The organism is Brevibacillus sp. RS1.1, from assembly GCF_013284365.1.
GTDB classification, from domain to species: Bacteria; Bacillota; Bacilli; order Brevibacillales; family Brevibacillaceae; genus Brevibacillus; species Brevibacillus brevis_D.
Genome location: NZ_JABSVA010000003.1, coordinates 610866 through 625364, shown reverse-complemented (window position 1 = coordinate 625364; position 14499 = coordinate 610866). Strand labels below are relative to the sequence as shown.

Genomic DNA, 14499 nt, shown 5'->3' with positions numbered 1-14499 from the left:
TGGACCACGTGAAGAAAATTGGAATCATAGCGAACAAAGGAAAACCCGAAGCACGTATCGTTGCACGGGAACTGCTGTATTTACTGGAGGACAGAGGGGCGCAAGTATTCCTGGATGACCATATCGCATCAGATGTAGGGCATCCAGAACTGGGCACATCTGTAGAAGAGATGGGGAAACAAGCGGATTTGGTTTGTGTATTGGGAGGCGATGGCACGCTACTCAGAATTGCTCGCCAGCTTGCCGGTCGCTCTATCCCGATCTTTGGAATCAATTTAGGCACGTTGGGCTTTTTGTCGGAAGCGGAGCCGGAGCATCTGCCTCAGGCTGTCGACAATCTCCTTTCAGGAAAGTACGACATTGAAAAGAGAGCGATGCTGGAAGCTTGTTTGGTGCGAAAAGGAATCACACTGGGGACATACACGGCCATGAATGATATAGGGATTGCCAAAGGGTCATTTTGCCGGATCATTCAATGTGCAGTCTTTTTGGATGATGAGTACGTCGCGACGTTCAGTGGAGATGGTGTCATTGTCTCCACACCGACGGGATCAACAGCATACTCACTTTCTGCAGGCGGTCCGATAGTGGCTCCCAATGTGGACATGCTATTACTGACACCAGTGGCTCCTCATTCCTTGACGGCTCGACCAATGGTATTGTCAGGCAATCAAACGATCCGGGTCGAAGTGGATGCCATTCATCAGGAGATGGGACTGTCCATTGACGGTCAGTTTGGCTATCGACTCGAGGGCGGCGATCAGATTTACATTAAAAAGTCACCGTGTGTTACCCCGCTGATTAAGTGGAAAAAAGGTGGCTTTTTCGAAGCGATACGAACGAAATTACAAGGGGAATGGGAGTAATCCATATGAACAAAGGGCAACGACATATTCGTATTCGGGATATCATCAGTAATCAAGAGGTGGAAACACAGGATGATCTGGTGGACCGCTTGCGGACTGCTGGCTTTAACGTAACGCAAGCGACTGTATCCCGAGACATCAAGGAACTACATTTGGTAAAAGTGCCGCTCCCTGATGGACGATATAAGTATTCAATGCCTGCTGAACAAAAATTCAATCCACTGCAAAAGCTGAAACGCATGCTTGTGGATTCCTTTATTAGCATTGACCAAGCCGATCATTTTATTGTACTGAAGACACTTTCGGGACATGCGAATGCGGTAGCTGAACTGATTGACAACCTTCCCTGGGAAGAAATCATGGGGACAATCAGTGGCGACAACACTATCCTGATTATTTGCCGTTCCAAAGAAAATACCAATGAAGTGACAAAACGCTTAATGGAAATGTTGTAGAAGGTGGTCGCTCGCGATGCTAGTGGAACTCTCGATCCGAAATTTTGCCATCATCAAATCAGTGACGGTCTCATTCCAAAAAGGCTTAAACATCCTGACAGGGGAGACTGGTGCCGGTAAATCCATCATTATCGATGCACTGGGACTGTTGCTAGGAGGCCGGGCTTCGGCTGATTTTGTCCGATATGGTGAGCCTCGTGCAGAAGTGGAAGGACTGTTTGAATTGCCGCCTGGTCACCCTGGACTTGACGTTTGTAAGAATGTCGGCGTCCAGATTGAGCAAGACGGAATGCTCGTGGTACGTCGAGATATCTCGAACCAAGGGAAGAGTATCATTCGAATCAATGGACAGCTCGTGACTCTCGCAATGCTGCGTGAGTTAGGGCCATGGCTGGTTACGGTACATGGACAACACGATACGCATATGCTGATGCAGTCAGACAAGCATATCAATTGGCTTGACGCGTATGGGGAAAGTGCGTTGGGAGCTGCGAAACAAGAGTACAGTACCCTGTATACGGCGTACCGCAAAACAAAGCAAGATCTGGAGCGAATGGCACGCAATGATCGGGAGCTGGTACAGCGTATCGATCTGTTGCAATATCAGCTCGATGAAATTGAATCGGCAACCCTTACGCCTGGTGAAGACGAGAAGCTCATGCAGCAGCGGAAAAAGTGGATGAACATTGAAAAAGTTTATTCAACGATTCAAGATGCATACCGTGCATTGCATGGTGACCAGAAGGGCATGGATTGGTTGGGACATGCGATGGGAGAGCTTGAGCGTGGTGTGAACTACGAAGAACAGCTCGTTCCGATTTTGGAGATAGTCCAATCGGCATACTATCAGATAGAAGATGTGGTGCATAACCTTCGTCAATTATCGTACCAAATGGATTTTGAACCGGAGCAGCTGGCAGAAGTAGAGCGCCGCCTTGATCAAATCCAGTCGCTAAAACGCAAGTATGGCAAAAGCGTAGACGATATTTTGGAGTACGCGGCCACGATTCAGGATGAATTGGATGACATGCATCACTACGAAGATCGCCTCCAGCAGGTGGAAAAGCAATTGCAGGAGTTCGCAGCCGATTTGGCAGTGGAGGCATTGGAGTTGTCGGTTATTCGTTCCGAATGTGCAGGAAAGCTCGCACAAGAAATCGAGCAGCAGCTAAAAGAACTGCACATGGAGCGTGCTCGTTTTGCCATCGACGTCAGACAGACACCGGATGATGACGGGGTAGAAATCGACGGAATCAAGCGCTTTGTAGATGCGAATGGAATGGATCAGATCGAGTTTTTAATCTCACCTAACCCGGGAGAACCATTGCGTCCCTTGGCGAAGATTGCTTCTGGTGGGGAGTTGTCTCGCGTCATGCTGGCCATTAAAACGATTTTGGCGGGCACGGATCAAGTGGAGACCCTTATTTTTGATGAAGTCGACACGGGTGTAAGCGGAAGAGCAGCTCAAGCGATAGCAGAAAAGCTTGCTCGAGTCGCTGGGCAGCGCCAAGTCCTTTGTATTACTCACTTGCCACAGGTCGCATCCATGGCAGACGCTCATTTTCTGATTAAAAAGGAAATGAGCGAGAATGAAACAGAGACGCGGGTGAATCGTTTGTCTGATGATGAACGGGTATCAGAGCTGGCTCGGATGCTAAGCGGGGCAGAGGTCACAGCAAAAACTGAAGAACATGCGCGCGAGATGATCCTTCTCGGCCGCGAACGAAAGACTGTCAGCTAATTTGGTTGGCGGTCTTTTTTTTATTGGAGGCAGGTACAACGATGTTCTCGTCAAGGGCTTGTGAAGGCTGGGTTTCTAATGTTTTGAGTGGGTTATTTTCCTGACATAATCCGCTTGGCTGGTGGCAACATTAAAGGTACACAAGGTGGAGGTGTCCCTCATGACCGCTTTCGGTCAAACAAAATGGACCTGACCGTTTTGTTTTGTAGGTGTAGGTAGGGAACGGTAGGAGTGATTACTGGTGATCCGACAAAACAAAAGAAAATGGATGGGAAGTCTCCTTCTCCTCATCACGGCGCTTGTCGTGAGTTCCACCCCGTTCCGCGATCTGTCCTCCTTTCCCCGTGAATTGCGTTTGATGGAAGGGTCCCACGAGCAACTGCGGGTCTCTGTGCCGGTAATGGGCACGCTAATCAATAGCAATCCTGATATTTTGCACGTTAACGGGACAGAGGCGCGTGAGGTATCCGTTGATTTGAGCAGGCCTATGTCTGTAGAACCGCGCAGGGCTGGGGAAGCCCAATTGCAGGTGAAGTGGCATAACATTCCGCTGACTGCTGTAAAAGTAAATGTATTGCCAGATCTACGGTTGTACCCTGGTGGACAGTCAATCGGGGTGAAGCTGCAAACAGCGGGTGTTTTGGTTGTCGGTCATCATTTAGTAGACGATGGGAAAAACAAGTTTTCTCCAGGTGAACAGGCAGGTATACACGTCGGTGACATGATTATCAAAATGAACGACATGTACATCAATGACATGAACGACGTAAAGAAATTGATTAACGAAACGGGGAAAAAGAATCATTCCGTTCAACTGCTTGTTGTTCGTGGCAAGGAAAAGCTATCGCTCACTTTGCACCCGGCAAAAGATAAAAAAGACAGTGAATACCGTATGGGTCTCTATATTCGGGATTCAGCGGCAGGAGTAGGGACACTGACCTTTTATGATCCAAATTCCAAAGCGTACGGGGCATTAGGGCACGTCATATCCGACGTTGATACTGGTCAAGCCATTGTCGTTGGAGATGGCCAGATCGTGCAAGCAAGTGTCACATCGATTGAAAAAGGACAAAGTGGCAACCCAGGGGAGAAATTTGCACGTTTCTACAATGAAAGTGAAGTTCTAGGAAATATAACGAAAAACACCCCTTTTGGCATTTTCGGCAAAATGAAGGACGAGCCCAAACGCAGCTATTATCAGGAGCCGTTACCAATCGCTCTTGCTGAGCAGGTAGAGGAAGGGCCGGCCAAAATTCTTACTGTCGTGGAAGGTCAAAAGGTAGAAGAGTTCGATATTGAGATCGCAAACGTGGTCAAGCAGCATTTTCCTGCAACCAAAGGGATGATTATCAAAGTCACGGACAAACGCCTTTTGGAAAAGACAGGTGGCATCGTACAAGGAATGAGCGGCAGTCCTATCATTCAAAAAGGCAAGATCGTCGGTGCTGTCACGCATGTGTTTGTCAATGATCCGACTTCGGGATACGGCTGCTACATTGAATGGATGCTTCAGGATGCTGGCGTGAATGTCCGAGATACTGCTGAATCCCGAACCCATACACCCAAGGCTGCCTGAATGAAGTGCCGTCACGCGAACGAAGCGAGGCGGCTTTTCCGATTTTTGCAGTCCTTTGACGAATCGGTTAGGAATGAAAGAATTCTTTGTCGAAATATCAGTTAAATCATTCAATCTTTCGTCATTGGCAGGAATGGAATTTGCTTTGTCGAATAATTTTTGTAGAGAAAAAGATGGTATGGACTAATCCCTTTAGATTTGTTAACTTCTAGAACGCCACCTTCTTTCCAAAAGACCGTCCATTGTTAGGAGGAACGACCTTGAGCAAGATTGAAGTGTTGTTGGCAGATGATAACCGAGAATTTGTGAATCTGTTAGAAGAGTACATCAGTAGCCAGTATGACATGAATGTTGTGGGTGTTGCTTACAACGGCAATGAGGTAGTTCGACTGCTGCAGGAACGTGTACCCGATGTATTAATTTTGGATATCATCATGCCACATCTGGATGGCTTGGCTGTTTTGGAGCAAATTCAGGCCATGCGCTTAAGTCCTCAACCTAAAATTATCATGTTGACTGCTTTCGGGCAGGAAGAGATTACGAAGAAAGCAGTAGAGCTGGGAGCAGCTTACTACATTTTGAAACCGTTCGATATGGAGGTGCTGGCCCAGCGCATCCGCCAAATCATTACCACCAAGCCCGCCTCTTCTTTTGTTTCTTCTGCGAAACCGCAAGCTACCTTACAAATCCGCGGTCGCAATTTGGACGCAAGCATCACGAGTATCATTCATGAGATTGGAGTTCCTGCACACATCAAAGGTTATTTATATTTGCGGGAAGCGATTACAATGGTATACAACGATGTCGAGCTGCTTGGTTCGATTACCAAAGTCCTGTACCCGGACATTGCAAAGAAATTCAATACAACCGCTAGTCGTGTAGAACGTGCCATCCGTCATGCGATTGAAGTGGCGTGGTCCCGTGGTAATCTGGACTCCATCTCCAGCTTGTTTGGTTATACGATTTCCAACACCAAGGCGAAGCCGACCAACAGTGAGTTTATTGCCATGGTGGCGGACAAGCTGCGGATTGAGGCGAAGATTAGTTAGGATGTAGATACTTATTTTCAAGATCCTTAACCAATATAAAAGGACATTAGCATTTGCTTGCTAGTGTCTTTTTGTATTGGTGGGATTCTGCTGCAAAAAGTAAAAAAAGGTAAGGAGTGAGTAATTTGTTACTGAATCATAGGGATTCAAAGACATATGCTATGGCTACATACTGGACGCTGCAAACTGAAATAGTATGGGAACATTTTAAGAAGCAAGGCTATCTTGAAGGATCACCAGCCCATGCAATGTATCCAGAAGAATATAAATGGATGATGAAACAAATGAAGAAACGATTACCTAATTATATGGGAGAACATCCAATCTGGCTTTGGTTGAAAAAGCCTGATATGCGACAAACAGGTCACTTTCAAGAAGGAACAAGGTGTGTGAGGTTGACAGTAGAATTAGATGAGAAAGATGTTCTAGTTTCTGATTTTGAAGATTGGCACTTTGTGTTGAATAATTCGTTTTGTTCCAATAATGAACAGGAAGACAGTGCATTTGAAAAAGGACTATTGAAAATTACAAAAGAAGACAGTTGGGAAAGAATATTTGATCTGAATAGGATTCGAGATCCGAAGTGGCATGGCGATGGAGAAAGAATGCTACAAGGGACAACTGGACGAATCGAAATGCAACGCGTGAAAAAAGTGGAACATTTTGTAACGAGATAGCCATTTGCGAAAAAACAAATCTATTGGAGGCCGTTTTGAAAATCCAATTCCTTCAAAAAGAAATCTGGTTACAGAATAAAAAGTACATTGTTCTAACTCCTGCATTTCATACGAAAGATATATTCGCATGTGAATTTGATAAGGACATGTTTATGATTTTTGGCAATCAACAATCGTTGCAGTATTTAGCTTGTGTTCTTCTTATAGGTGCAGATCACAGAGATAAGATCATTCATGTAACAAATATGGAAAAAGACTTACCTATACACTTGCATAGATTTTCACATGGGAAAAAGAATAATGAACTTGTTTTCCTTCATCATTCCCTACAGCTTAATACGCATCAGTGGAAAGAGCTAAGACAGAAAGCAAATCAGCAAAAGGGAACAGTTAGAAGTTTTGAAGTGAATCCAAGAAAATTTTCTGATTTAGATTATGATGATTATTTAATGTTCCATTATAAGGAAAATAAAGATAAGATATTGATGAAGCGAGATTATGACACTCTTTTTATAATAGGGAGCAAAATAGTATTTGAATACGCTTCTGGTTTATTTGAACCACTTTCAAGAACGGGAGCAGGTTCGTTTCTTAGGAGTTTCGGCCATGATCACTATCATTTAGATCTATTTACGCGAAACAATCAAGGTCTTTGTGTTGATTACTATGACAAAGCATTGTGGAATGAACATTTAAAAGATTAATGAAATATCAAAATAATAGCGAGGTAAATAATGAAAAATCAAATCGAACAATGCCCAAAATGCGGAGGGAATGAGATTGGAAAAGGGAGACAAGCTGGAGATGCGGCAGTGTTTCCTTTAGGCAAGATTATTCCTCTTGGTTCTGCCATCATTCATAGAATCTGTACGAATTGTGGTTATGTTATCGAGAGTTATGTTGAAAACCCCTCGAAATACAAAGGTTAATACGATCTTGGAGATAATGAAAAATGAGTAAACTATTATCCTACAAAGAAATTCATATTCGTTCTTCTACATCACCAATTGCCTATAAGCAGGCTGGTTATCGTCAAAGGTTTCTAACCATTGAGGGAAAAGAGATCGCCAATACAGGTATAGATTGTGAAACCTGTCTTTTTTATGCCAGCGCTTCAGGAATGGATATGAAAAGCGCAACAAAAATATCCAACAAATTTTTATCGATTGATGAGTCATTCGCAAATAAGAAACAAGTAGAAAAGCTTTTCCAAGTTTTAACCTGATGAAATGGCTATTGTGTCGGGGCAAGAAATAAGCCAAGGTATTTTAACCCTGGCTTTGATCATCATGTACCATTTTACTAAATAGAATTAAGGTCACTTAGTAGTTTCTTTAGCTGGTGTAGTAGGTGGTTGTTCGGGGCTTGCTGCGGGAGCATTTTTATATTCAAAGACCATTTCAGAGGTACTACTCAATCCGGTTTGTTCCATGCCTTTACTCGTCAAGGCAATTCTGCCAAATGCCGTTACAGTGTGAGGAATCCTTCCATCTGGTTTGATAATGGTCACAGAAACGGAGTTAATCTCCTCTTTCTTGTCTTTCGCTAAGGTCCGAGTATTTTCCACTAAAGCGCGCAATTCCTTTTCATCATTTGATTCTGTCGCTAAAGCAACCATCCACATTCCGGTGCTTTCGTCGAATCGGTCAATAGCTAATACATATGCAGGTAGCGGCACTTCTGGTGTGCTTGCCGTTTCACTACAGGCTGGAAGGATTAGTGCTAGAGCAAGTATGAAGGCTAGTCTAAATTTCAATCTACAACTCTCCTAATTCTGTTTTTAATCATTTTACCAAATTTGGGGTATTTTTACTATAACTAAAAAGTACTCTTTCCGGAGGAACTGAATCCATGTGCCTAGAATTATTCGTCATGATAAGAGAAACACCAGGAATTGAGCCTAATCCGATAGTCTCTCCTTATGTTTTGACAGGCAAGCTGTCACGGGAAAATAGCCCTCATTTTTTCAAGCGTTTTCCGATAAAACAGGGAAGACCTCTTTTCACCAAAAAAATTTCGTTTGGACGAGCAGCATTACATCCTGACAAAATGAACCAATTGATAAGAAACTGCCACAGTCCCTTGCGAGATTTTGATTCTCCTATGTAAAATAGAAAAGCATACGATACAAATACATACTACTAATAGCGAGGCAGGTGCTGTGAAAGTGCGCAATTTGGATGAAATTCTCGCATTTAACCGTGAATTTGTGGCCAACCAAGAATATGAAAAGTACCAAACCACCAAGTTCCCTGATAAACGATTGGTCGTGTTGTCTTGTATGGATACCCGTTTGGTTGAACTTTTGCCGAAAGCCATGAACATGCGCAATGGGGATATCAAGCACGTAAAAAGCGCCGGGGCAATTGTGTCCCATCCTTTTGGGAGTATCATGCGCAGTATTCTAATTGCGATCTATGAATTGAATGCCGAAGAAGTGATGGTCGTCGGGCATTATGATTGCGGGATGAGTGCGATCGACAGCAAACGCACGATGGAGAAGATGCTGGAGCGAGGAGTCTCGGCTCAAACGTTCTCCACGCTTCAACATGCGGGGATTAACTTACATAAATGGCTGCACGGTTTCGATCGTGTAGAAGAAAGTGTGAAAAATAGCGTAGAAACGATTAAAAATCACCCGCTCCTCCCACCGAATGTGGAGGTACATGGCTTGCTTATTGACCCGTTGACGGGGAGATTGGACGTTGTCGTGAATGGGTATGAGCGAACGAAAGATAGTGAATGATCCTAGCCTTGCTCCCATTTCAAGGAAAACATTTCTCCACAAAGTCAGTAAATGGGCAGGGGGATTGATTGGACTCGGTATAGCGACTGGCGTGTACGGTCATGTATGGGAACGAAAAGCACTGGATATCGTACGATTGTCCATCACGATACCGGGATTGCCAGAAAGCTTTAAGGGAACAAAGCTCATTCATTTCAGTGATGTCCATCTCGGTCATTATTTTGAACCGAAAGAGTTGGAGCCAGTTATTGCCGCAATCCAGAGCGAAAAACCGGACTTGATTTGCTTCACAGGGGATATCGTTGATGAAGTGACGCGACCGCTATTCGCCGCCGTTCCCCTTTTCAATCAGCTTCTAGCCCCATTAGGCAAATTCGCCGTTTTGGGCAACCACGATTATCGAGCGGGTGAACAGCAAAAGGTTCGAGATGGCTTAGTCGCGTCAGGCTTCGAAGTGTTGGATAATCGGCACGTTGTCGTACACAAGGATGGCCAGCAGTTATACATGGCGGGGATCGATGATGTTTTCTATGGTGTACCTGATCTTTCAAGGGCGCTCGAAAATATCCCGCCGGAGGGCAGCGTAATCTTATTGGCGCATGAGCCTGATTTTGCTGATATTGCGTCAGAGCATCCCGTGCATCTCCAACTGTCCGGCCACAGCCATGGCGGACAAGTACGCTTGCCCTTCATTGGTCATCTCATGACGCCACAATACGGACGTAAATATGTACAAGGACTGTATCGGGTAGGTGGCATGGCTGTGTACACCAATAGAGGATTAGGTACGACGATTTTGCCTGTTCGTTTATTTTGCCGCCCAGAGCTTACGGTGTTAACACTACAGTGAACTGTTGTTAATAATGTTCTTTGATCCATTGGACGAATTGCTGGAAAGCATCGTCCTCTTTTTTTGGGTGCAGGTAGGCGATGAGAGTGGGGCGCACTAATTCGCCGTTTGCGATATCGTAGGCAACCAATCTTCCGGTCGCCAGCTCTTGTTGGATGGTCCTTTCCGGCAGGATGGTGATCCCTAGCTGACGTTCGACCATTTTCTTAACAGCATTGAAACTGTCCAATTCCATAATAATATTCGGAAAAACTCCCTGCTGGGCCAGATAGCGGTCGATTCGTTGGCGATAAGGAGCGGTGTGATTCCCGAATACAATCATTTCCTCGGTTCCCCATGCCTGAAAACCTGGAAACCCGCTTGCCCAAGGATGACTGGGCGCCATGACGAGCAGGAGTCGATCGCTGGGAAGGAATTCTTGATGGATGTGCGGGTGATACATTTCACTCCCGAGAAAGGCAATATCAGCCGTTCCTGTTAGCAGAGCGCTAAGGGATTCCTCGTACAACGTAGAGCGGACGTAGCAGGTAAAGCCGGGATGAGCAATCCGGTACTCCCCGATCAGTCTCGGCAGTTCATAGGCGACAAAAGCTTTTCCTGCGACGATGTTCATCGATTGGCGCTGTTCTTTCTCTTGGATAAAGGAGCGCATTTGCTCAACGATATTCGTCGCAACAGGTAGCAACCGACGTCCTTCACCTGTAAGACTCACTCCTGAGGCAGTACGAACAAACAGCGCACTCCCAACCTGGCGCTCTAGCTGCTTTAATCGGTGCGTCAAGGTTGATTGCGCCAAAAATAATGCCTGTGCAGCGCGATTAATCGATCCATGACGAGCAATCGTCAAGAATACCTCAAGACTTTCTCGATCCATTGTAAGATGCCTCCTATTCAAATTGTCGATAACTAGTTATCTGTATTCTATAACAAGGATGACAAACATTGGAATATGATAAAGGCAGGAGGTGTTCCCGATGAAGAATGAGGAGATCAAACAAGCTGTTCAAGCACAATTTGGAAAAAATGCAGAGCAATACGTGCAAAGCAAGACGCATGCAAAAGGCTGCGACCTGGAACTAATGGTAGAGTGGATGCAGCCAAGAGAGAACTGGCGGGCACTGGATATCGCTACAGGAGGTGGGCACGTAGCGAGGACTTTAGCTCCTCATGTGAGCTTGGTCGTCGCCACGGATTTGACTCGCCCGATGCTCATGGCGGCATCTGCGGCCAATGATACGGCACTTGTCGATAATGTGATGTATGTGCAGGCTGATGCAGAATCTCTCCCGTTTCTCGATGAATCATTTGAGATTGTCACATGCCGAATTGCAGCTCATCATTTTCCCGATCCGGCGGCTTTTGTTCGTGAGGTGAGTCGCGTGCTGACCCTTGGGGGTTTGTTTCTCTTCATTGACAACGTTTCGCCTGAGGACTCGTCGCTTTCCGCATTTATAAATGAAGTAGAGAAAACACGCGATCCCAGTCATGTTCGTTGTCTTTCCGTCGGTGAATGGCATGCTTTGTTTGAAGCGAATGGCTTGATTTTGCAAAAGCAACGGGAACGCAAAAAAAGGTTTGAATTTTTACCATGGGTTCAGCGTACCTCCGAATCATCTGAGCAGGAAGTGAATGTGGAAAAATTGCTGCTGAACGCTACAGATGAACAAAAGGAGTATCTTGGGATTACCACAAACGAAGGCAGAGTAATGACCCATCAGATTGACGAATGGATGGTTCTGTGCAAAAAAAGAGGAGGACAAGAAGACGATGACAACCAAGCATGAATGGATTGGGCTCGACCATGTACAATTAGCAGCGCCAGCAGGTACAGAGGACGTAGCGCGCAAGTTTTTCGGTGAGCTTTTGGGAATGCCGGAGGTTCCAAAGCCAGCGAAGCTTCTCGTTCGAGGTGGTGTATGGTTTCAATGTGGGGCGCAAATGATTCATATTGGCGTAGAGGAAGGATTCATCCCTGCGAAAAAAGCACATCCGGCGTTCCTTGTGCAAAACATTGGTTCGCTGCTGGAGCATCTGCGAGCAAATGGGATCTCATTTCGGATTGACGAAGAAATTCCTCACCTTATTCGCTTTTTCACAGAGGACCCATTTGGAAACCGTCTGGAGTTCATGGAGGCGAAGCAGGAATGACAATTGATTTTCACGCGGAAAAAAACCAGTTGAGCTATACGGGGAGAACCGCTGATGATTCGTGGAGTCAGACAATCCTGTCACTCGTCAATCCCGTGGGGAAAAATGTCGTGGACATCGGTTGTGGCGGAGGAATTTACAGTAAGGCTTGGTCTAGGCTAGGAGCTGCCTCTGTCACGGGCATTGATTTTTCCCGCGTGATGGTAGAAGCGGCGAGCCAGCAATGCGCCGACGATCCGAAGATTTCGTTTGCACAAGGGGATGCCCGCGCAACCGGATTGCCGAGTCAGTGTGCGGATATTGTATTCGCTCGCGCCTTGATCCATCATTTCCCGGAACAAGACTTGCAGAAGTTTTTTAAAGAAGTTATCAGGCTATTGGCACCGGGCGGGATTTGCTTAATCCAGGACCGGACAATGGACGATGTCAAAATGCCAGCCTCACCGACTCATTTTCGCGGTTTTTTCTTTACTCGATACCCGCGCTTGCTAACGATAGAGCAGACACGAAGACCGGATGATACAATGGTGCAGAACACGATGAAGCTCGCGGGGCTTGAACAGGTGAACAAGACGACGCTTTGGGAGACAAGACGTGAATACGATAGCTGGTCTGAATTGGAAGCTGACTTACTTTCCAGAAAAGGCCGCTCCATTTTGCATGAATTAACCGATGAAGAACTGAAAGACCTCGTTCATACCATTCATGATCACGTAGCCGGGCAAGAAAAATGGAATGAGCAAGATTGCTGGAGTATATGGATAGGTAGCGCAGCTTGTGGCACAATAAAAGGGAAATAATTGTGAAACTTTTTGTTCACAAATTTGGATATGCTTGTCTCATAATACCTGAAGCTATATAATGGAATTGCCATTGTATTCCTGTTTGCGTCATCATGGTGAAGGAGTTGTCGTAAATGAAAATTGTTTTATTTGACATCCTGATGTTTATCTTCACATTCTTTATCGCTTGGGGCTGTTTGAATTCCATCAAAGCGAAAAACACCTTTGCAATTCTATTTGGTTTTGTATCTTTGATGGTCTTCCTGTTTGCTGATGGTTTGATCATTTACTACCTGGCCAAGGGTGCGTAGATTAAACTGAAAACGTTTCGCTTAAAAGAGGTTGTGCATTCGATGCACAGCTTCTTTTTTTTGCATGTAGGGAGGAAATATTTAGCATACTAAAGGCGGAGGTGGAAAAGTGGGCAAACGAAATGGTTCTGCAGCACATTCATACACCGCTGTCGTAGCGGCTGATCTGAAGACGAAGCAGTTGTGCAAACGTCTCCACTCCCATCATATCGCCATCATTGATCATCCGGACGTTGATGAGATAGCAGCACAGTCCCTACTGGAAAGAGGGGTAAAAGTCGTCCTCAACCTTTCGCCATTCATGACGGGGCAATACCCGGCTGAAGGGGCTCGCCAACTTTTAGCAAACGGTGTCACACTTTATGAGGTACTGGATGTAGATGTGTCGGATTCGTTCATGGAATGGATCGAGGGCAAGTATGCAACGATACGTGAAGAAAATTTGTACATCCTATTGGAAGAGAAGTGGGTCCATGTGTACAGGCTACAGCAGGTGACAGTTCCCTCTGTTTTGAACCGATGGCATGAAGCGCAGGATAAGTTGGATGACACACTCTCGTCGTTTATCGACAATACTCTGTTGTACGCCAGCAAGGAGAAAGACCTGTTTTTGAAACCACTTTGCCGTGTGCAATTACATACAAAAATGGAACAGCGACACGTCATAGTTGTCGTTCGAGGGAAACATTATAGAGAGGACTTACTGACGCTATCTTCCTATATTCGGGAATATCGTCCTGTTTTGATCGGGGTCGATGGCGGTGCAGATGCCCTCATGGAAGCGGGGTATCGTCCAGACCTGATTGTGGGAGATATGGATAGCGTCTCGGACAAAGCACTCCAAAGCGGAGCGGAGATCGTTGTCCATGCTTTCATGGATGGGACAGCACCTGGAACGATTCGCATAAAAGCTCTCGGTTTGCCTTTTCATGTCTTGCCAGCGCCTGGTACGAGTGAGGATGTGGCGATGCTGCTAGCGTACGAAAAGGAGGCTGAGTTAATCGTCACGATCGGTGCCCATACCAATATGATTGATTTTCTGGAAAAAGGCCGCAAAGGCATGGCGAGCACGTTATTGGTTCGCACGAAGATTGGGACAAAGCTAATTGATGCCAAAGGAGTCAGTCATCTCTATCGGCCGAGCGAGTCATGGAAGCTGTGGGGTTGGTGTATAGTCGCGATGCTTCTGCCTGTTTCAGCCGCGCTCGTTATTAATCCAATCACCCGTCATGCTGTACAGATGATTTGGACCAGTTGGCGGACTTGGACGTTATGAACAACGCACTTCATGGAGGTAG

General features: G+C 45.7%; 18 protein-coding genes. 16 read left to right on the top strand and 2 right to left on the bottom strand.

Annotated elements, in window-relative coordinates:
* The first annotated feature begins 8 nt into the window (after positions 1–8).
* From HP570_RS13400 to HP570_RS13360, 9 genes are all read left to right on the top strand, one after another.
* Complete coding sequence (locus tag HP570_RS13400) at positions 9–866, top strand: NAD(+)/NADH kinase (protein ID WP_173626038.1); 858 nt, start codon at positions 9–11, stop codon at positions 864–866.
* Positions 867–871: 5 nt separating this feature from the next.
* Positions 872–1321 carry a transcriptional regulator AhrC/ArgR gene (gene ahrC, locus HP570_RS13395; protein ID WP_012686040.1) on the top strand — a complete coding sequence of 150 codons (450 nt, stop codon included), beginning with the start codon at positions 872–874 and terminating at the stop codon, positions 1319–1321.
* 16 nt (positions 1322–1337) lie between these two features.
* Complete coding sequence (gene recN / locus HP570_RS13390; protein ID WP_173626037.1) at positions 1338–3062, top strand: DNA repair protein RecN; 1725 nt, start codon at positions 1338–1340, stop codon at positions 3060–3062.
* Positions 3063–3303: 241 nt separating this feature from the next.
* Positions 3304–4638, top strand: coding sequence for a SpoIVB peptidase (spoIVB, locus tag HP570_RS13385; protein ID WP_012686042.1), 1335 nt, complete (start codon positions 3304–3306; stop codon positions 4636–4638).
* Between the two features lie 260 nt (positions 4639–4898).
* Positions 4899–5687, top strand: a complete 789-nt coding sequence (spo0A, locus tag HP570_RS13380; RefSeq protein WP_016739922.1) for a sporulation transcription factor Spo0A — start codon at positions 4899–4901, stop codon at positions 5685–5687.
* A 125-nt stretch (positions 5688–5812) separates the two neighbouring features.
* Positions 5813–6364, top strand: coding sequence for a DUF3841 domain-containing protein (locus tag HP570_RS13375; RefSeq protein WP_254495258.1), 552 nt, complete (start codon positions 5813–5815; stop codon positions 6362–6364).
* 35 nt (positions 6365–6399) lie between these two features.
* Positions 6400–7068, top strand: coding sequence for a hypothetical protein (locus HP570_RS13370; protein ID WP_173626036.1), 669 nt, complete (start codon positions 6400–6402; stop codon positions 7066–7068).
* A 30-nt stretch (positions 7069–7098) separates the two neighbouring features.
* A complete protein-coding gene (locus tag HP570_RS13365; protein WP_173626035.1) occupies positions 7099–7293 on the top strand; it encodes a transcription initiation factor TFIIIB in 195 nt (64 codons plus the stop codon).
* Positions 7294–7316: 23 nt separating this feature from the next.
* A complete protein-coding gene (locus HP570_RS13360) occupies positions 7317–7589 on the top strand; it encodes a hypothetical protein (RefSeq protein WP_254495257.1) in 273 nt (90 codons plus the stop codon).
* 93 nt (positions 7590–7682) lie between these two features.
* Here HP570_RS13360 and HP570_RS13355 read toward each other — a convergent pair whose 3' ends face one another.
* Positions 7683–8120: a hypothetical protein gene (locus HP570_RS13355; protein ID WP_173626034.1), complete on the bottom strand. Its 438-nt coding sequence runs from the start codon at positions 8118–8120 to the stop codon at positions 7683–7685.
* Between the two features lie 411 nt (positions 8121–8531).
* Here HP570_RS13355 and HP570_RS13350 point away from each other — a divergent pair, with 411 nt between their 5' ends.
* Together HP570_RS13350 and HP570_RS13345 are read left to right on the top strand one after the other, a co-directional pair.
* Positions 8532–9110, top strand: a complete 579-nt coding sequence (locus HP570_RS13350; protein ID WP_173603948.1) for a beta-class carbonic anhydrase — start codon at positions 8532–8534, stop codon at positions 9108–9110.
* Positions 9085–9960 carry a metallophosphoesterase gene (locus tag HP570_RS13345; protein ID WP_173626155.1) on the top strand — a complete coding sequence of 292 codons (876 nt, stop codon included), beginning with the start codon at positions 9085–9087 and terminating at the stop codon, positions 9958–9960. Before HP570_RS13350 ends, HP570_RS13345 begins: the two co-directional genes overlap by 26 nt.
* A gap of 7 nt (positions 9961–9967) precedes the next feature.
* Here HP570_RS13345 and HP570_RS13340 read toward each other — a convergent pair whose 3' ends face one another.
* Positions 9968–10834, bottom strand: a complete 867-nt coding sequence (locus tag HP570_RS13340) for a LysR family transcriptional regulator (RefSeq protein WP_069844637.1) — start codon at positions 10832–10834, stop codon at positions 9968–9970.
* Between the two features lie 100 nt (positions 10835–10934).
* Between HP570_RS13340 and HP570_RS13335 the strand changes: the two genes are divergently transcribed.
* From HP570_RS13335 to steA, 5 genes are all read left to right on the top strand, one after another.
* On the top strand, positions 10935–11744 hold the full coding sequence (locus HP570_RS13335) for a class I SAM-dependent methyltransferase (protein WP_173626033.1): 810 nt from the start codon (positions 10935–10937) through the stop codon (positions 11742–11744).
* Entirely contained in the window at positions 11728–12108 is a 381-nt protein-coding gene (locus tag HP570_RS13330; RefSeq protein WP_173626032.1) for a VOC family protein, read from the top strand. The genes HP570_RS13335 and HP570_RS13330 overlap by 17 nt, the downstream gene beginning before the upstream one ends.
* The gene (locus HP570_RS13325) at positions 12105–12908 is read left to right on the top strand and encodes a methyltransferase domain-containing protein (protein WP_173626031.1); all 804 of its coding nucleotides are present in this window, start codon (positions 12105–12107) and stop codon (positions 12906–12908) included. The genes HP570_RS13330 and HP570_RS13325 overlap by 4 nt, the downstream gene beginning before the upstream one ends.
* A gap of 116 nt (positions 12909–13024) precedes the next feature.
* Positions 13025–13201, top strand: a complete 177-nt coding sequence (locus HP570_RS13320; RefSeq protein ID WP_064506648.1) for a DUF2759 family protein — start codon at positions 13025–13027, stop codon at positions 13199–13201.
* 109 nt (positions 13202–13310) lie between these two features.
* Positions 13311–14477: a putative cytokinetic ring protein SteA gene (gene steA / locus HP570_RS13315; protein ID WP_173626030.1), complete on the top strand. Its 1167-nt coding sequence runs from the start codon at positions 13311–13313 to the stop codon at positions 14475–14477.
* The last annotated feature ends 22 nt before the right edge of the window (positions 14478–14499 follow it).

Bases quoted from the DNA above. Each gene is read 5' to 3' on its own strand.
- ahrC (WP_012686040.1), top strand. From the start codon at position 872: ATGAACAAAGGGCAACGACATATTCGTATTCGGGATATCATCAGTAAT.
- recN (WP_173626037.1), top strand. From the start codon at position 1,338: ATGCTAGTGGAACTCTCGATCCGAAATTTTGCCATCATCAAATCAGTG.
- HP570_RS13365 (WP_173626035.1), top strand. From the start codon at position 7,099: ATGAAAAATCAAATCGAACAATGCCCAAAATGCGGAGGGAATGAGATT.
- HP570_RS13360 (WP_254495257.1), top strand. From the start codon at position 7,317: ATGAGTAAACTATTATCCTACAAAGAAATTCATATTCGTTCTTCTACA.
- HP570_RS13345 (WP_173626155.1), top strand. From the start codon at position 9,085: ATGAGCGAACGAAAGATAGTGAATGATCCTAGCCTTGCTCCCATTTCA.
- HP570_RS13340 (WP_069844637.1), bottom strand. From the start codon at position 10,834: ATGGATCGAGAAAGTCTTGAGGTATTCTTGACGATTGCTCGTCATGGA.
- HP570_RS13335 (WP_173626033.1), top strand. From the start codon at position 10,935: ATGAAGAATGAGGAGATCAAACAAGCTGTTCAAGCACAATTTGGAAAA.
- HP570_RS13330 (WP_173626032.1), top strand. From the start codon at position 11,728: ATGACAACCAAGCATGAATGGATTGGGCTCGACCATGTACAATTAGCA.
- HP570_RS13325 (WP_173626031.1), top strand. From the start codon at position 12,105: ATGACAATTGATTTTCACGCGGAAAAAAACCAGTTGAGCTATACGGGG.
- HP570_RS13320 (WP_064506648.1), top strand. From the start codon at position 13,025: ATGAAAATTGTTTTATTTGACATCCTGATGTTTATCTTCACATTCTTT.